The sequence below is a fragment of the Streptomyces sp. NPDC048506 genome, assembly GCF_040651315.1.
Classification (GTDB): Bacteria; Actinomycetota; Actinomycetes; order Streptomycetales; family Streptomycetaceae; genus Streptomyces.
In genome coordinates, this window is sequence record NZ_JBEZIX010000017.1 from 69,119 (window position 1) to 95,712 (window position 26,594).

Annotated in this window: 21 protein-coding genes and 1 pseudogene; 9 read left to right on the forward strand and 13 right to left on the reverse strand. The window is 71.8% G+C overall.

What is annotated here, in order from left to right; translation table 11 throughout:
• Positions 1-96 precede the first annotated feature (96 nt).
• The 5 genes from AB0C96_RS16220 to AB0C96_RS16240 all read right to left on the reverse strand — a co-directional run bounded on the left by AB0C96_RS16220 (position 97) and on the right by AB0C96_RS16240 (position 7,801).
• Positions 97-2,556 (reverse strand): SpoIIE family protein phosphatase, encoded by a 2,460-nt coding sequence (locus AB0C96_RS16220; protein ID WP_362917833.1) that lies wholly within the window; start codon positions 2,554-2,556, stop codon positions 97-99.
• A 90-nt stretch (positions 2,557-2,646) separates the two neighbouring features.
• Positions 2,647-3,330, reverse strand: coding sequence for a class I SAM-dependent methyltransferase (locus AB0C96_RS16225; protein ID WP_362917835.1), 684 nt, complete (start codon positions 3,328-3,330; stop codon positions 2,647-2,649).
• A gap of 211 nt (positions 3,331-3,541) precedes the next feature.
• A complete protein-coding gene (locus tag AB0C96_RS16230; RefSeq protein ID WP_362917837.1) occupies positions 3,542-4,327 on the reverse strand; it encodes a DUF402 domain-containing protein in 786 nt (261 codons plus the stop codon).
• A gap of 115 nt (positions 4,328-4,442) precedes the next feature.
• Entirely contained in the window at positions 4,443-5,855 is a 1,413-nt protein-coding gene (locus AB0C96_RS16235; RefSeq protein ID WP_362917838.1) for a class II fumarate hydratase, read from the reverse strand.
• Between the two features lie 257 nt (positions 5,856-6,112).
• Positions 6,113-7,801: a fumarate hydratase gene (locus tag AB0C96_RS16240; RefSeq protein WP_362917839.1), complete on the reverse strand. Its 1,689-nt coding sequence runs from the start codon at positions 7,799-7,801 to the stop codon at positions 6,113-6,115.
• Positions 7,802-7,969: 168 nt separating this feature from the next.
• Between AB0C96_RS16240 and AB0C96_RS16245 the strand changes: the two genes are divergently transcribed.
• Together AB0C96_RS16245 and AB0C96_RS16250 are read left to right on the forward strand one after the other, a co-directional pair.
• The gene (locus AB0C96_RS16245) at positions 7,970-8,854 is read left to right on the forward strand and encodes a DUF1707 domain-containing protein (protein WP_362917841.1); all 885 of its coding nucleotides are present in this window, start codon (positions 7,970-7,972) and stop codon (positions 8,852-8,854) included.
• A gap of 187 nt (positions 8,855-9,041) precedes the next feature.
• The gene (locus AB0C96_RS16250) at positions 9,042-9,401 is read left to right on the forward strand and encodes a WhiB family transcriptional regulator (protein WP_362917843.1); all 360 of its coding nucleotides are present in this window, start codon (positions 9,042-9,044) and stop codon (positions 9,399-9,401) included.
• Positions 9,402-9,497: 96 nt separating this feature from the next.
• Here the strand turns inward: AB0C96_RS16250 and glpX are convergent, their stop codons facing one another.
• The gene (gene glpX, locus AB0C96_RS16255; protein ID WP_362917845.1) at positions 9,498-10,529 is read right to left on the reverse strand and encodes a class II fructose-bisphosphatase; all 1,032 of its coding nucleotides are present in this window, start codon (positions 10,527-10,529) and stop codon (positions 9,498-9,500) included.
• A 205-nt stretch (positions 10,530-10,734) separates the two neighbouring features.
• On the opposite strand from glpX, the gene AB0C96_RS16260 reads away from it, so the two are divergent.
• Positions 10,735-11,271, forward strand: a complete 537-nt coding sequence (locus AB0C96_RS16260; RefSeq protein WP_362917981.1) for a DUF4245 domain-containing protein — start codon at positions 10,735-10,737, stop codon at positions 11,269-11,271.
• Between the two features lie 140 nt (positions 11,272-11,411).
• On the opposite strand, the gene AB0C96_RS16265 is transcribed toward AB0C96_RS16260, so the two are convergent.
• From AB0C96_RS16265 to AB0C96_RS16280, 4 genes are all read right to left on the reverse strand, one after another.
• Entirely contained in the window at positions 11,412-12,005 is a 594-nt protein-coding gene (locus AB0C96_RS16265; RefSeq protein WP_362917847.1) for a malonic semialdehyde reductase, read from the reverse strand.
• 373 nt (positions 12,006-12,378) lie between these two features.
• Positions 12,379-12,678: an exodeoxyribonuclease VII small subunit gene (locus AB0C96_RS16270; protein WP_362917849.1), complete on the reverse strand. Its 300-nt coding sequence runs from the start codon at positions 12,676-12,678 to the stop codon at positions 12,379-12,381.
• 10 nt (positions 12,679-12,688) lie between these two features.
• On the reverse strand, positions 12,689-13,933 hold the full coding sequence (gene xseA, locus AB0C96_RS16275; RefSeq protein ID WP_362917851.1) for an exodeoxyribonuclease VII large subunit: 1,245 nt from the start codon (positions 13,931-13,933) through the stop codon (positions 12,689-12,691).
• Between the two features lie 192 nt (positions 13,934-14,125).
• Positions 14,126-15,466, reverse strand: a complete 1,341-nt coding sequence (locus tag AB0C96_RS16280) for an APC family permease (RefSeq protein WP_362917853.1) — start codon at positions 15,464-15,466, stop codon at positions 14,126-14,128.
• A gap of 91 nt (positions 15,467-15,557) precedes the next feature.
• On the opposite strand from AB0C96_RS16280, the gene AB0C96_RS16285 reads away from it, so the two are divergent.
• Positions 15,558-16,598: a 4-hydroxy-3-methylbut-2-enyl diphosphate reductase gene (locus tag AB0C96_RS16285; RefSeq protein WP_362917855.1), complete on the forward strand. Its 1,041-nt coding sequence runs from the start codon at positions 15,558-15,560 to the stop codon at positions 16,596-16,598.
• Positions 16,599-16,656: 58 nt separating this feature from the next.
• Positions 16,657-17,550: a polyphosphate--glucose phosphotransferase gene (gene ppgK / locus AB0C96_RS16290; RefSeq protein ID WP_362917857.1), complete on the forward strand. Its 894-nt coding sequence runs from the start codon at positions 16,657-16,659 to the stop codon at positions 17,548-17,550.
• Positions 17,551-17,614: 64 nt separating this feature from the next.
• Here ppgK and AB0C96_RS16295 read toward each other — a convergent pair.
• A pseudogene (locus tag AB0C96_RS16295) lies at positions 17,615-18,139 on the reverse strand (DUF6542 domain-containing protein); the annotation flags it as partial.
• A gap of 383 nt (positions 18,140-18,522) precedes the next feature.
• Between AB0C96_RS16295 and ychF the strand changes: the two are divergent.
• The gene (gene ychF / locus AB0C96_RS16300) at positions 18,523-19,611 is read left to right on the forward strand and encodes a redox-regulated ATPase YchF (RefSeq protein ID WP_362917859.1); all 1,089 of its coding nucleotides are present in this window, start codon (positions 18,523-18,525) and stop codon (positions 19,609-19,611) included.
• A 122-nt stretch (positions 19,612-19,733) separates the two neighbouring features.
• On the opposite strand, the gene AB0C96_RS16305 is transcribed toward ychF, so the two are convergent.
• The gene (locus AB0C96_RS16305) at positions 19,734-20,315 is read right to left on the reverse strand and encodes a Uma2 family endonuclease (protein WP_362917861.1); all 582 of its coding nucleotides are present in this window, start codon (positions 20,313-20,315) and stop codon (positions 19,734-19,736) included.
• 480 nt (positions 20,316-20,795) lie between these two features.
• On the opposite strand from AB0C96_RS16305, the gene AB0C96_RS16310 reads away from it, so the two are divergent.
• Positions 20,796-22,472: a hypothetical protein gene (locus AB0C96_RS16310; RefSeq protein WP_362917863.1), complete on the forward strand. Its 1,677-nt coding sequence runs from the start codon at positions 20,796-20,798 to the stop codon at positions 22,470-22,472.
• Between the two features lie 188 nt (positions 22,473-22,660).
• Here the strand turns inward: AB0C96_RS16310 and AB0C96_RS16315 are convergent, their stop codons facing one another.
• Positions 22,661-23,410 carry a PIG-L deacetylase family protein gene (locus tag AB0C96_RS16315; RefSeq protein WP_362917865.1) on the reverse strand — a complete coding sequence of 250 codons (750 nt, stop codon included), beginning with the start codon at positions 23,408-23,410 and terminating at the stop codon, positions 22,661-22,663.
• A 262-nt stretch (positions 23,411-23,672) separates the two neighbouring features.
• Between AB0C96_RS16315 and AB0C96_RS16320 the strand changes: the two genes are divergently transcribed.
• Both AB0C96_RS16320 and AB0C96_RS16325 read left to right on the forward strand, forming a co-directional pair.
• Positions 23,673-24,425, forward strand: a complete 753-nt coding sequence (locus AB0C96_RS16320) for a GntR family transcriptional regulator (RefSeq protein ID WP_362917866.1) — start codon at positions 23,673-23,675, stop codon at positions 24,423-24,425.
• Positions 24,426-24,761: 336 nt separating this feature from the next.
• Positions 24,762-26,462 (forward strand): APC family permease, encoded by a 1,701-nt coding sequence (locus AB0C96_RS16325; RefSeq protein WP_362917868.1) that lies wholly within the window; start codon positions 24,762-24,764, stop codon positions 26,460-26,462.
• The last annotated feature ends 132 nt before the right edge of the window (positions 26,463-26,594 follow it).

The following is a 26,594-nucleotide window of genomic DNA, read 5'->3' on the forward strand; positions in this document are numbered from 1 at the left end:
TCAACGCCTCCGCCGGCACGTCGGCAAGTAAGGGACCCCGTCCGATCTCGGACGGGGTCCACTATGCGGGACGGCGGGCGGTCGGCCCGCACGGCGTCAGCGGCGCTGTGCCCCGGACGGCATGCTCAGCTCGAACCAGACCACTTTCCCCATGCTCAGACGGGTCGCGCCCCAGCGCCGGGCCATCCGGTTGACGAGGTACAGGCCCCGCCCGCCCTCGTCCGACGGCCGCGCCTGGCGCAGCCGCGGCAGCTGCGGAACGTCGTCCCCGACCTCGCAGCGCAGTACGTCCGTTCGCAGCAACCGCAGCGTGATCGGCCGCTCCGCATACCGCACCGCATTGGTCACCACCTCGCTGACCAGCAGCTCCAGCTGGTCGGTCAGCTCGTCGAGCCCCCAGCGGGCCAGTGCCCGCCGGGCCAGCCGACGCGCCTGCCCGGCCGTCTGCGCCTTCGGGTCCAGGTACCAGTACGCGACGTCGCTCGGCGCGATCCCGTCGAACCGGGCCGCCAGCAGCGCGATGTCGTCATCGCGGTCGCCGGGGCCCAGCATGTCCAGCACCTCGTCGCACAGCGGCTCCAACGGCGGCGGATTGGGCCCGGTCAGCCGGGCCGTCTCCGCCAGCCGCTCCCGCAGCTGCTCGATGCCGGTCCACACGTCCCGGATCCGCGACTCGACCAGGCCGTCGGTGTAGAGGACCAGCGTGGCGCCGGCCGGGGCGTCCAGCTCGACCGCCTCGAAGTCCACGCCGCCGACGCCGATCGGCGCGCCCGACGGCACCCGCAGCACCTCGGCGCGCCCGCCGCGGTGCAGCATCACCGGAGGCGGGTGCCCCGCGTTGGCGATGGTGATCCGGTGCGCCACCGGGTCGTAGACGGCGTACATGCAGGTCGCCATCCGGTCCGTGCCCAGCCGCTGGGCCTGCTCGTCGAGGTGGTGCAGCACCTCCTGCGGCGGCAGGTCGAGCCCCGCCAGGGTCTGCGCGGTGGTCCGCAGCTGGCCCATGATCGCGGCCGAGGTCATCGAGTGCCCCATGACGTCGCCGACGACCAGCGCCACCCGGCTGCCCGGCAGCGGGATCGCGTCGTACCAGTCACCGCCCACCCGGGCCGTCTCGGCGGCCGGCAGGTAGCGGCTGGCCAGCCGGACCCCGGTCGGCTGCGGCAGCGAGTCGGGCAGCATCGTGCGTTGCAGCGCATCGGCGATGTAGGCCTCGCGGCCGTACAGCACCGCCTTGTCCACGCCCAGCGCGGTGTGCGTCGCCAGCTGCGCCGCCACCAGCAGATCGTCCGGCTCGAACGCCGGCCGGTCCGGCCGGCGCAGGAACACCGCGGCGCCGATGACCCGACGCCGCCCGCGCAGCGGCGCCAGGATCACCCGATGGCCGCTGGGCAGCAGTGGATCCGGCCCGAGCAGCTCGGGCAGCGCGGTGCGCGCGGCCTGTGCCTCGCCGAACAGCGGCCGGACGCCCCGCAGCACCTCGGCCAGCGGACCGCCCGGCCGTACCTCGGCCAGCTCCGCGGCGCTGCCGCCCATCGCGGGCCCGAGGTCCGGCTGCGCGGGCAGTACGGGCAGCCGGGCGCCGTTGGTGTCCGGCTCCTCCGGGATCCGGTCGGTACGCCGCAGCCGCAGCACCACCGGGCCGGTCGGCCGCTCGTCGCCCACCGGCAGCGGATCGCGCAGGTAGACCAGGATCGCGTCGGCGAACGTCGGCACCGTGGCCCGGCACAGGCCCAGCACGATCTCGTCCAGGTCGATACCGCGGGCGATCCGCCGTGTGGCCGCACCGATGAATCGCAGCCGGTCCCCGCCCGCCTGCCGGGCCGCCGCCACCTCGCCGCTCTCGCCCGGGTGCGCCGAACGCGCCGGAGGAGGCGACGGCAGCGGAGCCGGCGGCAGGCTCTCCGGCGGACCGGCCGGCGCCGGAATCTGGGCCCCGGCGGCCTCGCCGGCCGCCGCCCGCCCCGGCTCGCCACCGTGCGACCGTGGCCGCCCGATGCCCTCCTCCCGGGGCCGACCGGAGCCACCGCCGCCGTGCCGCGGACGCTGCCCGCGGTGCGGCTCGTCGCCCGGCTCGGGCGCCTCGACGCGGTTCACCGCACCTCCCTGCGCCATCCGCCGCCCGGACCGGGCCGACTCCCGTCCCGCATTCGGCGTGCCGCCCGGCCGCCCGCTTGCCGGCATGGCCACCTCCCCGTGTGCGTCACCGCCGTAGGCGTCTCCGTAGGCCTCCCCGTACGGGATGGCGGCGTCGTCCCGTGCCGCTCCGTGGTCCGCGGCCGGCTCGTCGGCGGCGTGCCCGGCATGGCCGGCCGGCGGACCCGCCGAGGCCGTGACGGCGGCACCGGCCAGGTCGAGGCCGTCGCCGCCGCGCACCGCGAAACCGCCGCCGGGCGCCGGGGCGAACCCGGTCGCGGCAGGCTGATGCAGGGCGCTGCGCGGGTCGGGGACCGCGCCGAGCGGCGCCGTCCCGCCCGGCCCCCGCGCAGGGGACGCCGAGGGCGCGGCGGTCGAGGCCGACCGCCGCGATTCGTGGGAGGTGGGGTGCTCCGTCACGCGTGGGATTCCATCCGTCCGGGGCTGTGCGCCCGACGCGCCGCGTTCCGAGCGCGTCGCCCGTGTGGGACGCGCTCAACGCGCTGCGTCTCAGGCGCGTCGCAGGTGCAGAAAGAGCTGGATTTCGGGTGGTACGTCCGTACTCGCCGGGGCGTATGCGTACGCGTCCTCCCCGACGACGTCGAAACCCGCGTCGTGCACGACCCGGCGCAGGTCGTCCCGCAGGTAACCCGATACCCGGATCGAGTTGCCCAGGAACGGGATCGTGAAGTCGTCCACATCCGCCTCGACCATCGACAGGGCCAGCAGCCCCTCAGGACGTAGCAGATCATGGAGCAGGCCCAGTGCGTAAGGGATTTCCGCACGGGGCAACATCAGCAGGGTGAAAAAAGCGGCGATTCCGTCGAAAGAGCCGGGACCGCCGAGCCGGCCGCCGCGCAGATCGGCGATGTCCAGCCGGTGGGCTTCGATGCCCGGGGCGTTGTCCCGGGCCAGCTTGACCATCGAGGGGGAGAGGTCGATACCGACGACGCGGTGCCCGGCCTGCGACAGTTGACGGGCGGTCGGCAGTCCCGTCCCGCAGCCGACGTCCAGGATCCGCGAGCCGGCGGGCAACGCCTCGGACAGCCAGGCGCCGGAGGCGAGCTGGCCCTCCTTGTGCGGGAAGGCGTCGTCGTACCGGTCGCCGATCGCGTCGAACGCCTCGGCCTGTCCGGCCCGGTCCAGCGCTAACCGACTCAGGCCCTCGTATGCGTCGTAGCTCGTCGCACTCACGACCTCGCCCCTCCTGCGACCGCGGTCAAGTTCGTTTTCCCGTTCTGGAGTTGCGCCTGTGCAGTCTTGCGGAGGACGATCCTACGTTTGAAGACCCGGGGCGCAGCAAGGGGGCTCGGCCCCGCTTCTCGGCCGGCGAGCAACAGCCTTGCCCATAGGCGCGCCTTTCCACGGTTCGCCCCCTTCACTCCTGTCGGTTCCCTTCGCTCCCTCACGACCGCAAACGATCCGGTGCGCGGTCCCAGTCCTCCGGCAGCTGGGGAATCCCCCAGGCCGGATCGGGCCGCCAGTCCTCCCAGCCGTCCGCGTACGGCCCCCGCCACGCCGAGATCTGTGCGATCGCGGCCCGGCCGGCGGACCTGACCTCGGCAGCCTGCGCGGGGGACACCAGCCCGTCCCGCTGCGCCTGGGCGAACTCGTCCTCGTCCCGCCACTCCCAGTGGCGGTCCGGGTAGACGCAGATGTCGAGGAAGTGGTCCTCGGAGTCCACGCCGCCGGTCCAACGACGGCGCGGCTCCTCCAGGTTGACGTACCAGTTCTTGAACTGCCAGTCGCGCTCCCAGAACAGCCACACCGACCAGGGGTCGCCGGGCCGCGCCAGCTTCAGCACACCCGTGCCGAACCACTGGCCGAGCGCGGTCCGGCGGGGCTTGGTGTAGCGGGTGGACAGCGGCTCGCGGTGGACGGGCGTGCCGTCGGCCAGCTCCGGCCTGATGCACGGGGTGCCGGGCGCCATCCACACCGCCAGCAGCTCCTCGGTGTCCTGCACCACGGTCATCGGCCGACAGATGTGGATCTGACGACGATCGGCGTTGTCGCGATAGCGCCACAGGATGTGGTCCCCCGCGGCCCAGCGCCCCGCCGGCCGCCCGGCCGCGTCCTGCGCCGCCGTCTGCCGTCCGGCCGCCTGCGGTGTCCCGGCGGCTGGTCTCGTACGGGCCGTTCCGCGTCCGTCGGCCGTCTCGCCTTCCGTCGTGTCCACCATGTCCGCTGTCATGCGCAGATCTTAGAGGCGTGCCATGACGCGCGCCGTGACATGAGACGCACCCGTCGTTACGAGTGCGGTAACGCGCACCCCGCGCGCCGTTACGGCCGTGTGCGACGCACCGGCACTACGGGTGCGTCATCCGCAGCACGTCCAACGCCTCGTCCAACTGCGCCTCGGTCAGCAGTCCGCGCTCGACGTACCCGCCCTCGATCACCACCTGGCGGATCGTCTTCCGTTCGGCCAGCGACCTCTTCGCGACCTTCGCGGCCTCCTCGTACCCGAGGTACCTGTTGAGCGGGGTCACCACGGACGGCGACGACTCCGCGTACTCCCGGGCCCGTTCGACGTTCGCCGTGATCCCGTCGACCGTGCGGTCCGCCAGCAGCCGTGCCACGTTCCCGAGCAGGCGGACGGATTCCAGGACGTTGCGCGCGATGACCGGCAGCATCACGTTGAGCTCGAAGTTGCCCGCCGCGCCCGCTGCCGCCACCGTCGAGTCGTTGCCCGTGACCTGCGCCGCCACCATCAGCACCGCTTCCGGAATCACCGGGTTGACCTTCCCCGGCATGATCGACGATCCGGGTTGCAGGTCCGGCAGGGCGATCTCCGCCAGCCCCGTCCGCGGCCCGGACGCCATCCACCGCAGGTCGTTGGCGATCTTCGTCAGTCCTACCGCGACCGTGCGCAGCTGCCCACTCGTCTCGACGATCCCGTCCCGCGCCCCCTGCGCCTCGAAGTGGTTGCGGGCCTCCGTCAGCGGCAGGCCGGTCGCCCGCGCCACCTCGGCGATCACCGCGGCCGAGAACCCCGGCGGGGTGTTGATCCCGGTCCCCACCGCCGTACCGCCCAGCGGCAGTTCCGCCAGCCGCGGCAGCGAGCTCCGCAGCCGCTCGACGCCGTACCGCACCTGCGCGGCGTACCCCCCGAACTCCTGGCCCAGGGTCACCGGCGTGGCGTCCATCAGGTGCGTCCGCCCCGACTTCACCACGTCCGCGAACTCCTCCGCCTTCCGCTCGAAGGCCTCCGCCAGGTGCTCCAGTGCCGGCACGAGGTCGTTGAGGACGGCGGACGTCGCCGCGATGTGGATCGAGGAGGGGAAGACGTCGTTGGACGACTGGCTCGCGTTGACGTGGTCGTTCGGGTGCACCGGGCGCCCCAGCCGCTCACTGGCCAGCGTGGCGATGACCTCGTTGGTGTTCATGTTCGACGACGTACCGGACCCGGTCTGGAAGACGTCGACCGGGAAGTGTTCGTCCCACCGCCCGTCCGCCACCTCCGCGGCCGCCTCCTGCACGGCCCGGGCGATGTCCTTGTCCAGCACCCCGAGCTCGCCGTTGACCTTGGCGGCCGCCCCCTTGATACGGGCCAGCGCCTCGATGTGCGCCCGCTCCAGCCGCTGTCCGGAGATCGGGAAGTTCTCCACCGCCCGCTGCGTCTGCGCCCGCCACTTGGCGTGCGCGGGGACCCGCACCTCCCCCATGGAGTCGTGCTCGGTCCTGAACCCGCCGGAGGCGCCGCCTGCGCTGTTGTCGCTCATGTCTATGACAGTGCCCGGGAGCGCCGATCTGTTCCCGGGCGGCGGGACGAAGTCACCTGGGTGCGGGGGCGGGCCGGCAAAGTGGCTCGGAGTGGCCCGGAGTGGCCCGGAGTGGCCCGGAGTGGCCCGGAAGGGCGGCGAGTTGGCGGACGGCCCGCGGCCGCCGCCCTCATGGCGAGGACGACGGCCGCGGGCCGGGCGCCGGTGCGCTGCGGGTGCCGGGTGCCGGGTGCCGGGGGGAGGGGCCGGTCCGGACCCTAGGCGCCCCGGCGCACCGGGATGCTGGTGAACGTCGGGGCCGGGGCCGGGTCCTGGAAGAAGTCGTTGCCCTTGTCGTCGACGACGATGAAGGCGGGGAAGTCCTCGACCTCGATCTTCCAGACGGCTTCCATGCCCAGCTCCTCGTACTCCAGGACCTCGACCTTCTTGATGCAGTCCTGGGCCAGGCGGGCGGCCGGGCCGCCGATGGAGCCGAGGTAGAAGCCGCCGTGCGCGGCGCAGGCGTCGGTGACCTGCTGGGAGCGGTTGCCCTTGGCGAGCATGACCTTGGAGCCGCCGGCGGCCTGGAACTGCTCGACGTAGGCGTCCATGCGGCCCGCGGTCGTCGGGCCGAAGGAGCCGGAGGCGTAGCCCTCGGGCGTCTTGGCCGGGCCCGCGTAGTAGACCGGGTGGTTCTTCAGGTACTCCGGCATCTCCTCGCCGGCGTCCAGCCGCTCCTTGATCTTCGCGTGGGCGATGTCGCGGGCGACGACCAGCGTGCCGGTGAGCGAGAGGCGGGTCTTGACCGGGTGCCTGGTCAGCTCGGCGAGGACCTCGTCCATGGGGCGGTTGAGGTCGATCGCGACGGCGTCGAGGTCCGGGCCGGCGCCCTCGGTCAGTTCGGCGTCGGTGGTGTCGGGGAGGTAGCGCGCCGGGTCGGTCTCCAGCTGCTCCAGGAAGACGCCCTCGGCGGTGATCTTCGCGACGGCCTGGCGGTCCGCGGAGCAGGAGACGGCGATGGCGACCGGGCAGGACGCGCCGTGCCGGGGCAGGCGGACCACGCGGACGTCGTGGCAGAAGTACTTGCCGCCGAACTGGGCGCCGATGCCGATCTTCTGCGTCAGCTCGAAGACCTTCTCCTCCAGCTCCTTGTCGCGGAAGCCGTGGCCCGTGGGGGAGCCTTCGGTCGGGAGCTCGTCCAGGTAGTGCGCGGAGGCGTACTTGGCGGTCTTGAGGGCGTACTCGGCGGAGGTGCCGCCGACGACGATGGCCAGGTGGTACGGAGGACAGGCGGCCGTGCCGAGAGAGCGGATCTTCTGCTCCAGGAACGTCATCATGGAGGCCTCGTTGAGGACCGCCTTGGTCTCCTGGAAGAGGAACGACTTGTTGGCGCTGCCGCCGCCCTTGGCCATGAAGAGGAACTTGTAGGCGCCACCGTCGGTCGCGTACAGCTCGATCTGCGCCGGGAGGTTGGAGCCGGTGTTCTTCTCCTCCCACATCGTCAGCGGGGCCATCTGCGAGTAGCGCAGGTTCAGCTCGGTGTAGGCGTCGAAGATGCCGCGGGAGAGCGCTTCCTCGTCGCCGCCCTCGGTGAGGACGTTCTGCCCGCGCTTGCCCATCACGATCGCGGTGCCGGTGTCCTGGCACATGGGCAGCACGCCCGCCGCGGCGATGTTGGCGTTCTTGAGCAGGTCGAGCGCGACGAAGCGGTCGTTGGCGCTGGCCTCGGGGTCGTCCAGGATCTTGCGGAGCTGGGCGAGGTGGGCCGGGCGCAGGTAGTGCGAGATGTCGTGCATCGCCTCGGCGGCCAGTTTGCGCAGCGCCTCCGGCTCGACCTTGAGGAACGTCCGGCCGTCGGCCTCGAAGGTGCTCACGCCCTCCGCGGTGACCAGGCGGTACGGGGTGTGGTCCGCGCCGGTGGGGAGAAGGTCGGTGTAGGCAAATGCTGGGCGGGAAGCGGCGGGCATGTGTCGACTGATCCTTACTCGGAGGGGTGTGGCTGGCGTCTACGGCAGCGCCTCAACAGCGTAGAACCCTGGCGCACGACCGTGGTTGTGAGGTAAGGCTCAGTGGGGTGGGCGACGGACCTCCGTTGACACTAGTCGCGATCTATCGCGTTTCGGTACGCTGGGGACGTGAATGCTGACAACGGGGGACGACCGGGCCCCGAGACCCCGCCCGGGCCGCTGCGGAAGCAGGAGCCTGCCCCGCAGGCGGTGAAGCTGACCAAGACGGTGGCCGAGGCCGACATCCGGGCGTCCGACGCGGACCGCGACCGGATCGCCGAGATCCTCCGGGAGGCGCTGGCCGAGGGCCGGCTGGACCCGGAGGAGCACGCCGAGCGGATCGACGCGGTCTACCGCGCCAAGACCATGGGCGAGCTGGAGCCCGTCATACGGGACCTGCCCGTCGCCGGCGCCAGCCGCCCCGCATCGGAGGCCTACGCGTACGGGTCCGGCTCCCCGCAGCCCGACCAGAACCTCGTCGCGGTCTTCAGCGCCTCGGTCCGCAAGGGCCGCTGGCAGGTCCCGGCGCGGATCAACGCCGTGGCGATCTTCGGCTCCGTGGAGATCGACCTGACCGAGGCGGTCTTCCCTCAGCAACAGGTCCAGATCAACGTCACCTCGCTCTTCGGCAGCGTCGACATCCGGGTCCCGGAGAACATCACACTGCGCAGCAGCGGCTCCGGCGTCCTGGGCAGCTTCGAGATCGAGACCCACGAGGCCGAGGACGGCGACGCACCGCAGATCCTGGTCAACGGCTACGCCGTACTGGGCAGCGTGGAGGCCCGGCCCAAGCGCGGCGCCTGGGTCCGCGACCTGCGCGACCGGCTCCGCGAGGGGCACCGGGAGCTGCGCCACCAGCTGCGCGAGGAGCGCCGCGAGCGGCATCAGCAGCTGCGGGAGGAGCAGTGGGAGTGGCATCAGCGGCGGCGCGAGGAGCAGCGGGAGTGGCACGACCGGATGCGCGCCTCCCGGCGCGAGCGCCGGGACCGCTTCCGCAAGGACCTGGGCGGCTGAGCGCGCGATTTTCGCCTTGTCGCGATGTCGCGTTTCCGCACGATCGACACGGTGTGCATAAGCGTGCGCACAGCGGGTAGGGCTGGTGCATCGTCTCTCGTACGGCTGCGGGGTGCGAAAAAAGGCCGTGCGCAGCGAGACGGTCAAGGGTGATTTCTCTCGCCGAAGCCGTCGTCAGGAGTAGACCGTGCTGCTACCGCATCAGCCCCTGAAGGATGCCGCTGTCGTTCCGTCCCCGCGAGTACCTGCGCGCGACGAGACCGGCCCCTGGCATTCGGAGGCGGTGTGCCGCCGGGACGAAGCCGGGCTGTTCTTCGCCCCGTCCAAGGAGCCGACCGCTGCGCGGCTGGCCAGGGAGGAAGCCGCAAAGCGGGTCTGTGCCCGCTGCCCCGTGATGGTCGAGTGCCGGGAGCACGCGCTGCTCCAACCGGAGCCGTACGGCGTCTGGGGCGGCCTGACCGCAGCCGAGCGGCGGGTCGTGCTGACCCGTCGACGGCGCCGGGAGGCCGAGCTCCAGCGCGCCGCCCATATGCCCGCGGCAGGCTGACCACGCCTGACCCCGCGGCCCTGTGGGCCACTTCGCCCCCGCCGGAGTCTCTCCGACGGGGGCGAAGTGCGTGCAGGGGGCCGGCGGGCCGTACCGCTAGCTGGGGCGCTCGAAGTCGACCGAGCTGTATGCGCGCAGCTTGGACAACCGGTGCTGGGAGTCGATCTGGCGGATGGTGCCGGACTTGGAGCGCATCACCAGGGACTGGGTGTAGGCGGTCTCGGCGCGGTAGCGGACGCCGCGCAGCAGGTCGCCGTCGGTGATGCCGGTGGCGACGAAGAAGACGTTGTCGCCGCTGACCAGGTCCTCGATCTGAAGGACCTTGTCGAGGTCGTGGCCGGCGTCCAGGGCGCGCTGCCGCTCGTCGTCGTCCTTGGGCCACAGCTTGCCCTGGAAGGTGCCGCCCAGGCACTTCAGCGCACAGGCCGCGATGATCCCCTCGGGCGTACCGCCGATGCCCAGCAGCAGGTCGACACCGGTGCCCTCGCGGGCCGCCATGATCGCGCCGGCGACGTCGCCGTCGGAGATGAACTTGATCCGCGCACCGGCCTCCCGGACCTCCTTGACCAGGCCGTCGTGGCGGGGCCGGTCCAGGATGACCACGGTGACGTCCTCGACCGCGGACCTCTTCGCCTTGGCGATCCGCTTGATGTTCACGGCCACCGGTGCCGTGATGTCGACGAAGTCCGCCGCCTCCGGGCCGGTGGCGAGCTTGTCCATGTAGAAGACCGCGGACGGGTCGAACATCGAGCCGCGCTCGGCGACCGCCATCACGGAGACCGCGTTCGCCATGCCCTTGGCGGTCAGCGTCGTACCGTCCACCGGGTCCACGGCCACGTCGCACTCGGGGCCGGTGCCGTCTCCGACGCGTTCTCCGTTGTAGAGCATCGGGGCGTTGTCCTTCTCGCCCTCCCCGATGACCACGACGCCGTTCATCGAGACGGTGTGGATCAGGGCGCGCATGGCCTTGACCGCGGCGCCGTCCGCACCGTTCTTGTCACCTCGCCCCACCCAGCGGCCCGAGGCCATGGCACCGGCCTCGGTGACCCGGACGAGTTCCAGGGCGAGGTTGCGGTCCGGGGCCTCCGGACTGACCTCGAGTTGGGACGGGAGATGATGCTCGGTCATCGAGCGCACCTTTCTGTACGGCGACGGCCGTGAACGATGAGGGTAGGTACGACCTTATCCGGCGGCCACCAAAATGAGCAGGGGGCCCTACGCATGAGCGGCGCCGAGCGGGGCAGACGACGGGACGTCCGTGCAGGTGACGGCCGTCACCAGGGGGCCTGTCGGAGTCGCCGCGGCCATGGGGGACGATAGGGGCGTGGCAGGTATGCGAGGCAGGCAAACGGTGCGGGACATGGTCCTGTCGCTGGCGGTGATCGGCGTCCTGGTCGGGGCGATCTACTTCTTCATTCCGCACGACGACAGCGCCGACGCAGAGCGGAGCGCGGTCAAGGCGGTCGACTACCGCGTCGAGCTGATCACGGCCCGGCGGGCGGCGCCGTACCCGGTCGCCGCGCCCGAGGGGCTGCCCAAGACCTGGCGGGCCACCTCGGTCTCGTACAAGGCGACCGACGACGGCAAGGGCGGCGCCTGGCACCTGGGCATGCTCGACCCCGAGCAGCAGTACGCGTCGATCGAGCAGAGCGACGCCCCGGCGAAGGCGTTCATCCGGGAAGTCACGCTCGGCGCCGCGAAGGCCGAGGGCAAGCAGGCCGTCGGCAGCAAGAAGTGGGACCGCTACAAGGGCGACAAGTACAACGCGCTGGTCCGTGAGGAGCCGGGGGTGACCACGGTCATCACGGGCACCGCGCCCTACGGGCGGCTCGCGGACCTGGCCGCCGCGCTGGTGGCGAAGAAGGGCTGACGACCGACGGGCCGCGAAAGCGGCTCGACGGTGTGGCGCTCGACGGTGCGGCGGGGGCCGTAGGCCGCCCGCACGGCAGACGCGACGAGGCCGCCGCACCCGGGCTGGGTGCGGCGGCCTCGTCGTGCGTACGGGGTGCCTCAGACGGTGGTGGCGGCGTCGTCGAAGGAGAGGCGCGGCGAACGCGGGAAGAAGGCGTCCGGGCCCGGCTTGCCGACGTTGATGACCATGAAGGCCTTCTGCTTGCCGTCGGCGTGGAACTCCTTGGTGATGCCGTCGAAGTCGAAACCGGTCATCGGGCCGGCGGCCAGGCCGGCGGCGCGGATGCCCAGGATGAAGTAGCCCGCCTGAAGGGTGGCGTTCTGGGTGCCGGCGACCTCGCGGACGGCGAGCTGCGAGAAGAAGGCGTCCTTGACGTTCGGGGCGTGCGGGAAGAGCGTCGGCAGCTTCTCGTGGAAGTCCAGGTCCACGGAGAGTATGACGGTCAGCGGGGCGGTCAGCGTCTTGTCGCCGTTGGCGCCCATGGCGTACTTGACCAGGCGCTGGCGGGCCTCGGTGGAGCGGACCAGGGTGATCCGCAGCGGGGACTGGTTGAAGGCGGTCGGGGCGAACTTCACCAGGTCGTAGATCGCCTGCACCTGCTCGTCGGTGACCGGCTCGTCCGTGAACGTGTTGGCGGTCTGGGCCCCGCGGAAGAGGAGGTCCTGAGCGGCGGCGTCAAGGGCGAGAGTCATAGAGGCACCTCGGGGAGTCGGGTGGGGTCGGTTGTGACACCACTGTAAGCGAGTTGTGTTAACTTTCAACTAAATCGATGCTCGTTGTGAGGCGTTTCACAAGGAAATGGGATTCTACTTCCGAGATTCGGAACCTGTACGCCCTTTCGGGCAGAAGTCGGCCCCGCGAGGGCGTCCCCGCGGGGCGCCGCTCCGGCCGCTCCCCGCCGGCGGTCGTACTCCCCGCCGGCCGCACTTCGCGCCGGCCGTACTCCCCGCCGGCCGTACCCCGGGCCAGCTGTACTGCCCGCCGCCGGCCCTGCCCCGCTAGCCGCGCTCCCCGTCGCCGGCCGTGCCCCCGCTAGCCGCGCTCCGCGCCGCTGGCCGTGCCCTGCTAGCCGCGCTCCGCGTCCGCTTCCGGGCCGTCGGACTCCGCCAGCGCCGCATCCAGCCGGGCCCGCGCACCGTCCAACCAGCGCCGGCAGACCTTCGCCAGCGCCTCGCCGCGCTCCCACAGCGCCAGCGACTCCTCCAGCGTCGTGCCGCCCGCCTCCAGACTGCGGACGACCTCGATCAACTCGTCCCGCGCCTGCTCGTAGCCGAGTGTGGAGTCCACGGCCGCCACCTGCGCCGCCGCGCCGGCCGCCGCACCCTGCTCCGCGTCCGCCACGCCGTCCGTCTTCGCCTTCGCCATGTCTCCCACCCTATGCAGGGGGTGTGACGGCGCCGGTCGCCCCGGTCGCGCCGTCCACCCGCACCATGAACTCGCCTTCGGCCACCCGGGCCCGCAACACCTCGTCCGTACGGACCTCCTGCGGCGCCCGCACCGCCGCCCCGTCCGGCTTCTGGAGCACCGCGTACCCGCGCTCCAGCGTCGCCTTGGGCGAGAGCGCGACCACCCGGGCCAGGGTGTGCGCCAGCTCCGAGTCGGCCCGGTCCAGCAGATGCCCCAGCGTCCGCCGGCCGCGCTCCAGCAGCGCCGTGACCTGCTCCTCGCGCTCCGCCACCATCCGCTGCGGCCGCTGTATGCACGGCCGTTGCAGCGCCGCGGCCAGCCCGCGCTCCTCCCGCTGGAGGAAGCCGTCCACGGCACGCAGCGCGCGCTCCCGCAGCTGCCGGATCCGGGCCTGCTCCTCGCCCACGTCCGGCACCACCTTCTTCGCGGCGTCCGTGGGCGTCGAGGCGCGCAGATCGGCCACCAGGTCCAGCAGCGGGGTGTCCGGCTCATGGCCGATCGCCGAGACCACCGGCGTGGTCGCCGCGGCCACCGCCCGCACCAACTGCTCGTCGGAGAACGGCAGCAGATCCTCCACGCTGCCGCCGCCGCGCGCCACGATGATCACGTCCACCTCGGGCAGCGCGTCCAGCTCCTGGACCGCCCCGATCACCTGCGGCACCGCGTGCACGCCCTGCACCGGTACGTTGCGCACCTCGAAGCGGACGGCCGGCCAGCGGTGCCTGGCGTTCTCCAGCACGTCCCGCTCGGCGGCGCTCGCCCGGCCGCAGACCAGTCCGATCAGCTGCGGCAGGAACGGCAGCGGCCGCTTGCGCTCCGCCGCGAAGAGCCCCTCGGCCGCCAGTGACTTCTTCAACTGCTCCAGCCTGGCGAGGAGTTCCCCGACCCCGACCGGCCTGATCTCGGCGGCCCGCAGCGACAGCTGACCCCGCGGGGCGTACCACTCCGGCTTGGCGTGCACCACCACCCGGGCGCCCTCGCTGATCACATCGGCGACCTTGTCGAAGACCTGGCGGAAGCACGTCACGCTCAGCGAGATGTCGTACGACGGGTCGCGCAGCGTCAGGAAGACCACCCCCGCGCCCGGCCGCCGCGAGAGCTGGGTGATCTGCCCCTCGACCCACACCGCGCCGAGCCGGTCGATCCACCCGCCGATGAGCCGGGACACCTCGCCGACCGGGATCGGCGTTTCCGGGGACGTTGAGACAGCCATACGAGCGAGCGTAGCGGCGGCCACTGACAGTGGCCGCCGCTACGCCCTCGGTCCCGTGCCGCGGTCCTGCCCTCGGTCCCGTGCCGCGGTCCTGCCCTCGGTCCTGTGCCGCGGTCCGACTCGGTCCCGTGCCGGAGTCCCGCTCGTTCCCATGCCGCCGGTCCCGTGTCCGCCCGCTGCGGGACGCCCTCCTCAGGCCCCAGTGCCGCCGGCCCGCGCCCGTGCCCCGTACTGCACCGCCAGCACCGCCAGGCCCACCGCGCACCAGACCGCGCCCACGACCTGCGCCGTCGGGGACGCCGAGACGACCACCGCGACCACCACCACGAGCCCCAGCAGTGGCACCACCCCGTGCCGCAGCACACCCGGCTTCCCTCCCCGCCGGCGTACCAGGAACCAGCCGATCACCGAGGCGTGCAGCAGTGCGAACGCGGTCAGCGCGCCCACGTTCACGATCGACGACAGCTGGTCGAGCCCGTCGTCCCGGCGCGCCGCCCACACCGCGGCCACCAGCGTCACCAGCGCCGCACCCAGCAGCGCCCGGCGCGGCACCCCGCTGCCCTCGTCCACCTCCGCCATCGCCCCCGGCAGCCGCCGGTCCCGGGCCATCGCGAACAGCAACCGCCCGGCCGCCGCCTGCCCCGCCAGCGCCGCGAACGCCGCCCCGATCGCCTTGCCGGCCGCCACCAGCTTCTGGAGCCACCCGCCCACCGCGGCGTCCGCCGTCGCGTAGAAAGCGTTGCCCTGTTCGCCCGGCCGCACCGCCAGCTCGGCCGCCGACATCGGCGCGAGCAGTGCCGCCAGGTACGTCTGGACGGCGAACAGCACCCCCGCCACCACCAGGCAGGCGAGCACCGCCCGCGCCACCCGCCGCGCCCCGCCGGCCGCCTCCTCGGCGAACGACGCGATCGCATCGAAGCCCAGGTACGACAGCACCGCGACCGACACCGCCGACAGCACCGCGCCCATGGAGAAGCCGCCCTCACCGGTGAACGGCTCGGCCCAGCCCCGCACGGCCCCGTGCGCGGCGAGCGCCCACACCGCCGCCACGACGAAGACCACCAGCACCGCGATCTCCATCGCCAGCACCGCGAACCCCACCCGGGCCGCGGTCCGTACGCCCCACAGGTTCAGCAGCGTCGTCACCACCACCGCGAGCGCCGTCCACACCCACGCGGGCACCGACGGCACCAGCGCATGCAGCGCGATCCCGCAGAACAGGTACGCCACCGCCGGAATCAGCAGGTAGTCCAGCATCGCCATCCAGCCGGCGACGAACCCCGGGCCCTCGCCCAGCCCCACCCGGGCGTAGGTGTAGACCGACCCGGCCTGCGGGGCGACCCGCACCATCTGGGCGTACGAGTACGCGGTGAACGCCATCGCGACCGTCGCGACGAGGTAGACCAGCGTCACCGCACCGTGCGACCTGGCCTCAAGCGTGCCGAAGATGCCGACCGGCGCCATGGGGGCGATGAAGAGCAGTCCGTAGACGATCAGGTCCCGGAACGTCAGCGTCCGCCGCAGCGACCCCATCCGCGCCTCCCACCTCGTGCGATGTACGGACCCCAGTCTGGGCCAACGGCGGGATCTTCCGGGGAGGGAGCCCGGCCTTACGATGGACCGCATGACTGCTACGCCCAGCCCGTCGCCCGCCACCGCCCCGAGCGGAGACCCTTCGCGTCGCCGTGCCGGCCGCAAGGTCCTGCTCGCCGCCCCCCGTGGCTACTGCGCGGGCGTGGACCGCGCCGTGATCGCCGTGGAGAAGGCCCTGGAGCAGTACGGCGCCCCCGTCTACGTACGCCACGAGATCGTGCACAACAAGTACGTCGTGAAGACCCTGGAGAAGAAGGGCGCGATCTTCGTCGACGAGACCGAAGAGGTGCCCGAGGGCAACATCGTCATCTTCTCGGCCCACGGTGTCGCGCCCGTCGTCCACGAAGAGGCCAAGCGCGGCAAGCTCGCCACCATCGACGCCACCTGCCCGCTGGTCACCAAGGTGCACAAGGAGGCCGTGCGGTTCGCCAAGGAGGACTACGACATCCTCCTGATCGGCCACGAGGGCCACGAAGAGGTCATCGGCACCAGCGGTGAGGCACCCGACCACATCACCCTCGTCGACGGTCCCGACGACGTGCAGAACGTCGAGGTCCGCGACCCGGACAAGGTCGTCTGGCTCTCCCAGACCACCCTCTCGGTCGACGAGACCATGGAGACCGTGGACGCCCTCAAGGGCCGCTTCCCCAACCTCCTCTCGCCGCCCAGCGACGACATCTGCTACGCCACCCAGAACCGCCAGACCGCGGTGAAGCAGATGGGCGCCGAGGCCGATCTGGTCATCGTCGTCGGCTCCAAGAACTCCTCGAACTCGGTCCGGCTGGTCGAGGTCGCGCTGGGCGCCGGCGCCCGCGACGCCCACCTGGTCGACTACGCCGAGGAGATCGACGAGGCCTGGCTGGAGGGCGTCGGCACGGTCGGTGTCACCTCGGGCGCCTCGGTCCCCGAGATCCTGGTGCACGGCGTCCTGGACTGGCTCGCCCAGCGCGGCTACGACGACGTCGAGACCGTCACCGCCGCCGAGGAGTCCATCGCCTTCTCCCTCCCCAAGGAGCTCCGCCGCGACCTGCGCGCCGAGGCGAAGGCGGCCGCCGAGGCCACCGACGACTGATCCCACCGGTTTCGCGCTCCCCCGGGCGGCCGGGCCCGGGGCCGCCTAGCCTTTCCCCATGAGGGTCTTCGGTGTGGACATCGGCGGATCGGGCATCAAGGGCGCCCCGGTGGATCTGGAGCGCGGCGACCTCGCGGAGGAGCGCTACAAGGTACTGACCCCTCACCCGGCGACCCCGGACGCGGTGGCGGACTGCGTCCGACAGGTCGTCCAGCACTTCGGGTGGTCCGGTCCGGTCGGCGCGACCTTCCCCGGCGTGGTCACGGGCGGCATCACCCGTACCGCCGCCAATGTCGACAAGCGCTGGATCGGCACCGACGCCGGCGCGCTGCTCACCGGCCGGCTGGGCGGCGAGGCCGGCGGCTGTGCGGTCACCCTCCTCAACGACGCGGATGCGGCCGGCCTGGCCGAGATGCGCTACGGCGCGGGCCGCGGACGGTCCGGCACCGTCATCGTCCTCACCTTCGGCACCGGCATCGGCAGCGCCGTCTTCACTGACGGCCGCCTCGTCCCCAACACCGAGCTCGGCCATCTGGAGCTGCACGGCCACGACGCCGAGAAGCGCGCCTCCACCAAGGCCAAGGAGGACGAGGAGCTGAGCTGGCAGCGCTGGGCGCACCGGGTCCAGAAGTACCTGGCCCATGTCGAGATGCTCTTCTCGCCCAGGCTGTTCGTGATCGGCGGCGGGGTGAGCCGCAAGGCCGAGAAGTTCCTGCCGCTGATCGAGGGCGTCAAGGCCGAGATCGTGCCGGCTCAGCTCCAGAACAACGCGGGGATCGTCGGGGCCGCGATGGCGGCGTATGCCGCTCGGGCTGGCGAGCCACCTGCTGCGGACGGTTCCCGGGCTGCCCTCGCTCCGGTCCGGTCTCCCGCGCGCCCGGCCGGTCCGGCGGCCCGTACGGCCCGCTCCGCGGTCGATTCGCCGGTCGGCTGGCCCGACGCCGCGCGATGACCGAGGCCCGGCGGACGAACGCGATCAGCGCACAGACCAGCGTGCCGGCGTAGAGCCAGCCGGCGTCCAGCGCCAGGACGGTGAAGACACCCACCGCGGCCCCGCCGAACCCGCCCCCGCCGCGCTGGATCGGCAGCGCCCCGAGGGCGAAGGCGATCGGCAGCATCACCGGCGCACAGATCAGGTCGTACGGCCGGACCCAGATCCCCGCACCGACGCTGACCAGTAGGAAGAAGCCGCCGTAGACGGGCAGCGCGCCGCCGCACAGCAGCCGGTCGAGGAACGCGAAGGCCAGCAGCGCCACCGTCGCCAGCAGCCAGCACCCGAGTCCGGTGAGCTTGGCCGCGGGCATACGGTGCGGCGGGCCGGCCGGTGGGGCCGCCACGGGGCGGCGCCGGGAGCGGCCCCGGCCGGCGGCGGGGGGTTGCACACCGCCCGGTGGAGCGGGCGCGCGCCGGGGTGCCCCGGGCGGAAGGGCGGAGCCCCGGTTGGGCCCGCGGGCGGCCCCCGCCTGCGCCGAGCCGGGCGCCGAGGCCCGTACGGCAGCGGGGGCGGACGCCGGTACCGAGGTGAACCCGGAGGCCCGCATCGCGGAGAGGAAGGCGTCGTCGGGGTCGGGGGCCGGGGCCTCCGCGGGGCGCGGGAGGCGGGTTCCGGTGTCCGCGCCCGGACGTCCGGACGGTGGCGGACTGTGCTGACGCGTGTGCGCTTCGTGTTGCTCCACTCGCCAACGGTAGGCCGCTAAGTGGGATTAAACGGTTGCGGGACACGCGCTTTTGGCCCGAGGTTGGGCTCCGCGCGCGGCCCGCCCGGTGCACCGGGCGGGTGCGGCCGCTCCCGGCGGCGGCCGGTTGCCGCGGCCCGCCCCGTAGACTGGTGGATCGGCCCTCCCAGGGTCCGTATCCGCTCCCCGGACCCGGTCCCGGAGCGGTCGCCCACCCACCACCTCGCTTCGGAAGTCGAGTCGCCACCGTGTCGCTCACGATCGGAATCGTCGGTCTGCCGAATGTCGGCAAGTCGACCCTGTTCAACGCCCTGACCAAGAACGACGTGCTGGCGGCCAACTACCCGTTCGCCACCATCGAGCCGAACGTCGGCGTCGTCGGCGTCCCCGACCCCCGCCTCGGCAGGCTCGCCGAGATCTTCGGCTCCCAGCGGATCCTCCCCGCCACCGTCGACTTCGTCGACATCGCCGGTATCGTCCGCGGCGCCTCCGAGGGCGAGGGCCTGGGCAACAAGTTCCTCGCGAACATCCGCGAGTCCGACGCGATCTGCCAGGTCATCCGCGCCTTCAAGGACGAGAACGTCGTCCACGTCGACGGCAAGATCTCGCCCAAGAACGACATCGAGACCATCAACACCGAGCTGATCCTCGCCGACCTCCAGACCATCGAGAAGGTCCTGCCGCGCCTGGTGAAGGAGTCTCGGATCAAGAAGGACGTCGCCCCGAAGGTGAAGGCCGTCGAGGAGGCCAAGGAGATCCTGGAGCGCGGCGACACGCTCTTCTCCCAGGGCATCGTCCAGGGCACGGAGAAGTCCGAGCTCCTCCACGACCTCCACCTCCTCACCACCAAGCCGTTCCTCTACGTCTTCAACGTGGACGAGGACGAGCTGGTCGACGAGGACTTCAAGAACGAGCAGCGCGCCCTGGTCGCCCCCGCCGAGGCGATCTTCCTCAACGCCAAGCTGGAGGCCGACCTCGCCGAGCTCGACGAGGACGAGGCCCTGGAGCTCCTCCAGTCCGTGGGCCAGGACGAGCCCGGCCTCGCCACCCTCGCCCACGTCGGCTTCAACACCCTCGGCCTCCAGACCTACCTGACCGCCGGTCCCAAGGAGACCCGCGCCTGGACCATCAAGAAGGGCGCCACCGCCCCCGAGGCCGCCGGTGTCATCCACACCGACTTCCAGAAGGGCTTCATCAAGGCCGAGGTCATCTCCTTCCACGACCTGGTCGAGACGGGCTCCGTCACCGAGGCCCGCGCGGCCGGCAAGGCCCGCATGGAGGGCAAGGAGTATGTGATGCAGGACGGGGACGTGGTGGAGTTCCGGTTCAATGTGTAGCCGCCTACGTACTGTGCGTTGACTGATTGGTCAAATGCGCAGTTCAGAAGGGGTCGGACTCTGGCGAGTCCGGCCGCTTCTGCATTCCCGTGCTGACTTGGTGCTGACGTGGAATCGTCGTGTCAGCCCGACCGGCCGGGCGTCAGCTTGTCGAGATCGAGGCTGATCTCGAACGGCAGGGACCGTTGGAGCGCATGACGGAAGATCCCTGCCGGCGCGTACGAGTGGGTCGGCTCGTCGAGCTCGTAGACGTGCACGGCGGGGATGGTGTCCTCGTCCTCGATGCACCAGTAGTGCTGGATTCCCGCCTCGGCGTACTTGCGCAGCTTTACCGTCCGGTCGCGGTGGGCGGACTCGGGGGAGACGACCTCGATGACGAGCTGGACGTCCTCCGGGGCGAACCATGTGCGGTCTGCGTCGTACGGGACGGTGGCCAGAAGCAGGTCTGGCTCCGGGCGGTTGCGGGCATCGAGGCGGATGGTCATCTCCCGCTCGACTTCAATGCCATCGGGGGCCTGAGCCATGAGTTCCACCGTGAGACCAGTGACGAGGCGGCCGTGCCACGACCGCTGCGGGGACATCATGAAGACGAGTGCTCCGTCGATCAGCTCGGTGTGGCGGGGTGCCTCGGGGAGGCGGTCGAGGTCCTCCGCGAACCAGCCTTCCGCGCGCGGCGGGCGCATCCAGTCGGGCAGTGCGGTCATGGCTTCACGGTAGCGGCTACGGCCGTGTCGGGTGGGGTGCTCTTGGGTGTCTCGATTTCCACGCGTCGGCTTGCCGCAGGCGACCTGATCGACACCTGCACAGTCTTGCTCAGGGTGAATAGGGAGATCAGCGACGACCAGCGCGACCAGATCACCGGCTGACCAGGAACCTGGCCGGTTTCCCGTGCTGATTCTGTGCTGACTTGGGCCCTTCAGAACCACGTTTCCGCAGGTGGGAACGTTGTCGTGTACGTTCCGCTTCAACGTCTGACCTCCGCCGCGGCATCGACCTGGTGACCCGGCGAACACACAGGTCAAACGGGGTCGGCCCCATCCGGGGCCGACCCCGTCGTCGTGCCGCTTGCTGGATCCGTGCGGAATTTCCATGGACCGCATTTCCGTGGACCGCCTGACCGACCTGACTGACAGTCATAGGCTGGCGACTGTAGGGACAGGACCAGTGGCAGGGCGGAAGAGATCATGCGCGGCCTCACCGAGGCGAACCTCAAGATGTTGGCCGGTGCCCGTTCCTTCGAGCGCGGGCGTGGATACCTGGACGCGGTGTCCGGGGTCGAGGTCGGTGACGGATGGATCACCGCGAGCGTCCACGGCACGGAACGGTACGAGGTGGAGCTGTCCCTGGACGGGCCCGGCGGGCTGTCCGGCGAGTGCGACTGCCCGTACGGCCTTGAGGGCAACTTCTGCAAGCACCTGGTCGCCCTCGGCCTGACGGTGCTCGCCCAGCCGGAGGGCCTGCCGCGGCAGCGGAAGGCGGCGCGGGACCGGGCACAGGACCTCGACGGGTGGTTGTCCGCCCTGTCCAAGGACGAGTTGCACGCTCTGGTGCGGGAACAGATCGGCGAAGACCGGCAGTTGCGGCGCCGCCTGGAGCTGCGGGCCGCGAGCGCCCGTGGGGATATCGCCTCGGTCCGGGCCCGTATCAGTGAACTGCTCGACATCGGCCCGTTCGCACAGTACGGGTACGTCGAGTACGCCGATGCCCGTGCCTACGCGGACCAGGCCGGGCAGGCGGTGTCCGCGATCGGCGCGCTCATCTGCCAAGGACGGGCAGCCGACGCGATCGTCCTGGCGCGGGAGGCGATGAAGCTGCTGGCCCAGGTGGTGGAGAGCGTCGACGACTCCGATGGCTGGCTCGGCCAGGTGGGCGCCGGCCTCGCCGACGCCCACCTCGACGCGTGCCGTGCGGCGCGCCCCGACTCGGGCGAGCTCGCGCGCTGGCTGGTCGGCCATGCGCTCGGCGAGTTGGACGACGGCCTCACCGACATCGATCCACTCGACTACGAGGACGTTCTCGGCGAAGCGGGCATGGCCGACCTGCGGAAGCTGGCGGTCGAGGCATGGCAGGGCAACCGCCGCGGCTGGGCGGAGAAGTACCTGATGGAGCGGCTGGCCAAGGCGGGAGGGGACGTCGACGCGGTGATCGCGGTGCACGCCGCCGACCTCGCACCGGACGGCCGCACGCACCTGGTCATCGCCCGGGAGCTGGATGCCGCCCGGCGCCCCGACGAGGCTCTGCGCTGGGCGGAACGCGGCGTCCAAGAGGCCCAGGACCTCGCGGCCGTCGACACCGCCCTCGTCGACCACCTCTGCGACCGCTACGCGCAGGCCGATCGGCTCGTCGATGCCGTTGCCCTGCGCCGTGACCACTTCGGCGCCCGTCGCACCCTGCTCACATACCAGCAGCTGCGGTCCGCTGCCCGGGCCGCGGACCGCTGGCCGACCGAGCGCGAGGCCGCGTTGGTCCTGCTGTGGACCGACGCGGAGCAGCGGCAGAAAGGCCGGTACGGCGGCCCCGTCCTGGTCGACGCGCTGCTCGACGACAAGGACGTCGACACCGCCTGGCAGGCCGCCACCGAGTCCGGCGCCCATGACCGGCAGTGGCTCACCCTCGCAGACCAGGCCCGTGCCACCCGCCCCGGCGACGCGCTCGGCGTCTACCTGCGCCTGGTGGAGCCGCTGACCGAGCAGACCGGCAACGCGGTCTACGAGCAACTCGTCAGCCTGCTGCTGAGCATCCGGGACTGCCACCGCCGCCTGGGCTCGCCGGAGGAGTTCACCGAGTACGTCACCGCCCTGCGCACCGCCCAGAAACGCAAGCGGAACCTGATGCGCTTGATGGACGAGCTCGAACTGTGAGCCGGGCGACGCCTCGGAGGGCACCCCGCGCCGTACGCCGCTGCCGCCGGATGGCAGCAACGGCAACGCGGAGCCGTCCCCGCCGTGATCCACCGGGGTACGTCTACCGGAGCCCGCCGACCGGAGCCCGCCGATCGGGGTCCGCCCACCGGGGTCCGTCTACCAGGGTTCGCCCACCCTGGGTCTGCCTACCGGGGAAACAGCTGGAAGAGCGTGGCCGGGCGGCCCCGGTAGCGTTCGCCGCCGGTGCGGAGGTGCTGCTCGACGAAGGCGCGGGCGTAGCCGTGCGGGTCCGCGTCGGCGCCGCGCAGGCCCCTGATGTACGTGGTGTGGGCCGCCAACGAGGCGACCGCGCGGTCGATGCCGGGGCCGACCTCGGCGGCGTGGGTGGGGTGGGGGGAACCGGCCACCGCCACCCAGCGGACGCCGTTCCAGGGGGCCAGGCCGTGCACGTCGACGAGGTCGGGGAAGATCCAGCGGTTGCCGGCGTCGCCCGCCGCGTCCAGCACGGCGCGGCCGACCACCCGGTGGTCCGGGGTGTTCCACTGCACGCCACCCCAGGTGTCGTGGTGGTTGAGGGTGATCAGCAGCTCGGGGCGGTGCCGGCGGATGGCCGCGGAGAGGTCGCGGCGCAGCGCGGTGCCGGGCTCGATGGTGCCGTCGTGGTGGCCGTCGAGGAACGCGACGCTGCGGACGCCGACGAGCGCGGCACCGGCCCGCTGTTCGGCCTCGCGGATGCCGGCGCACTCCGTCGGCGCCAGCCCGTCGATACCGGCCTCGCCGCGGGTCACCAGGAGGTAGCTGACCTCCCGTCCGGCGGCGGTCCACTCGGCGATGGCGGCCGCGGCGCCGTACTCGAGGTCGTCGGGGTGGGCGACGACGGCGAGTGCCCGCTGCCAGTCCTTGGGCATGGGGGAGAGCTGGGGTTCGGCGGGCATGGGGCCTGGCTTCCGTTCCTCTGGCGGGCCGCTTCCTGTTGATCGTGACACGCGGGGGTGGTGTGGCGCGGGAGGCGGAGAGGGAGCGGGGGAAGTGTGGGGTCCGGGTGGGATGGGGGACGTGGGGTCGGTGGGGTCTGAGCGCGCTCGCCAGGTGGCTGAACTGGGTTCATCACATCAGGTGAATATCTGGCCCAAGGTTGCGGATGGCAACACGCGGTTGCCACGCTGTTGCTGACTGTCAAGCTGTTGGGAGGGGCACGTGCCTTTCGGTGAACAGCCCGCGTACCTCCGCGTCGCCGGCGACCTGCGCCAGAAGATCGTCGAAGGGGTGTTGCCGCCGCACACCCGCCTCCCCTCCCAGGCCCGTATCCGCGAGGAGTACGGCGTCTCGGACACCGTCGCCCTGGAGGCGCGCAAGGTGCTGATGGCGGAGGGGCTCGTCGAGGGTCGGTCCGGGTCGGGCACGTATGTGCGCGAGCGGCCGGTGCCGCGCCGGATCGCCCGGGTCGGGTTCCATGCGGTCGGCGGCTGTACGCCCTTCCGGCAGGAGCAGACGGACGAGCGGGTGCGCGGCACCTGGGAGTCCAACAGCGAGCAGGAGCCGGCCAGTTCGGCGGTCGCCGCCCGGCTGCGCATTCCGCCGGGGGGCAGGGTGATGCGGACCCGCTACGTCTTCCGGGCGGAGGGCGAGCCGGCGATGCTCTCGACGTCCTGGGAGCCTTTGGAGGTGACCGGGCGGACGCCGGTGATGCTGCCCGAGGAGGGGCCGCTGGCGGGGCGCGGGGTGGTCGAGCGGATGGCGGCCATCGACGTGGTGGTGGACAACGTCATCGAGGAGGTCGGGGCGCGGCCCGCGCTCGCCGAGGAGGCGATGGCGCTGGGCGGGGTGCCGGGGCATGCCGTGCTGGTCATCTCGCGGACGTACTTCGCGGGCGGCCGGCCGGTGGAGACCGCCGACGTCATCACGCTCGCGGACCGCCATCGCGTGGCGTACCACCTGCCCGTGAAGTGAACGGGCGGCCCGTGGGGCCGCCCGGCCGCACCACCGCGGACCCCGACTCCGCCGGCCCGCCGTCCCGGGCCCGCGCCGTCCCGGGCCCGTCGCTCCGACTCTCCGTGCGCGCCGTCTCGACGCCCCGTGCGAGATCCGTAGTCGCTTTCGGACTCAAGCTCGATGTCTGGTTTGTGTCGATATCTAGCTAAATGTTGGCCGGATCTTGGTGTTGGAAACCTCACACACCCTCAAATGGGAGGGATTTTTGGCCAGCTACGGGAAGCCGATCTTCGGATTCGCTCTTACGATGGCGAAGTTTGTGCACGGCACGGGGGAAGACCAGGAGACCAGCACGTGAGCACGACGAAAACACCGGGTGCGGAGCAGGGTTCGCATTCGAATTACCGTCGGTCCCTCGGGACCATCGCCCTGACCGCCACTGGTCTCGGGTCGATCATCGGGTCCGGCTGGCTCTTCGGAGCCGAACGGGCCGCCGCCATCGCCGGCCCGGCCGCGATCATCGCCTGGATCATCGGCGCCCTGGTGGCGCTCACCATCGCGCTCACCTACTCCGAGCTCGGCGCGATGTTCCCGAAGGCCGGCGGCATGGTCCGCTACGGCCAGTACTCGCACGGCTCGCTGGCCGGCTACCTCGCGGCCTGGGCGAACTGGATCGCGATCGTCTCGGTCATCCCCGGCGAGGCCACCGCCTCGGTCCAGTACATGAGCTCCTGGGACTACGGCTGGGCCCATGCGCTCTACGACGGCAAGGAGCTGACCGGCACCGGCGTCGGTCTCGCCAGCATCCTGCTGGTCTTCTACTTCTTCCTCAACTGGTTCGCGATCTCGCTGTTCGCCAAGACCAACACCGCGATCACGGTGTTCAAGGTCGTGGTGCCGGTGCTGACCGCCAGCGCGCTGATGCTGGCGCACTTCGACACCTCCAACATCGCCCACCGCGGTGGCTTCACCCCCAACGGCTGGAGCTCGGTCTTCACCGCCGTCGCGGTCTCCGGCATCGTCTGGGCCTACAACGGCTTCCAGTCGCCGCTGAACCTCGCCGCCGAGGCCCGCAACCCCGGCAAGTCGCTGCCCAAGGCCGTCGTCTCGTCGATCATCATCGCGCTGGTCATCTACGTCGCGCTCCAGGTCGCGTTCCTGATGGCGGTCCCCGGCGACAAGCTGGGTGCCAGCGGCTGGGCCGGCCTCGGCTACAACTCGCCGCTCGCCGACCTCGCGGTGACCTGGGGCCTGAACTGGCTGGCGCTGCTGCTGTACGCGGACGCCTTCGTCTCGCCGTCCGGCACCGGCATGATCTACGCCGCCACCACCTCGCGCATGATCCACGGCGTGCAGGAGAACGGCCATCTGCCCGGCGTCTTCGGCAAGGTGGACAAGAAGACCGGCGTGCCGCGCCCGGCGCTGCTGCTCAACCTGGCGATCGCCTTCCTCTTCCTCGCGGTCTTCCGCGGCTGGGGCTCGCTCGCCGAGATCGTCTCGGTCGCCACGGTCATCTCGTACATCACCGGCCCGGTCGCGGTGATGGCGCTGCGTCGGCTGTCGCCGGACCTCACGCGCCCGGTCAAGCTGCGGGCGATGCCGGTCATCGCGCCGATCGCGATGGTCTTCGGCTCGCTGGTCCTGTACTGGGGCCGTTGGCCGCTGACCGGCAAGGTCATCCTGATCATGGCCGTCGGACTGCCGGTCTGGGCCTGGTACGAGATCGGCAAGCCGCTGAGCCAGGGCCGCAAGCCGTGGGCCGACCTGCTCCCGCACCTGAAGGCCGGTGCCTGGATGGTGGCGTACCTGCTGGTCATGGCGGCGGTGTCGTACATGGGCGGCAAGGAGTTCGGCGGCAAGGGCTACCTGCCGGAGGGCTGGGACCTCGCCCTGGTCGTGGTGATCGGGCTGGCCTTCTACTACTGGGGCGTGCGCAGTGCGTGGCGCAACCCGTCGCTGGTCCAGGTCGAGGCCGAGCTCCACGCTGCCGACGAGGCCCGTGTGGCGGACGCGGCAGGGGAGGCCGAAGGGGCCAAGGCGCCCGTAGGGGCCTGAGTCAGCCCGGCGTCGCCCCGGACCATTCCGTAAACATGCCCGAGACCGTCGGGCACCACCGGCCACTCGCAGGTCGATTCCGGTTCGCCGGGGTCCGCGAGTGGCCGGTTTGGTATCTCTTTGTGTAAATCC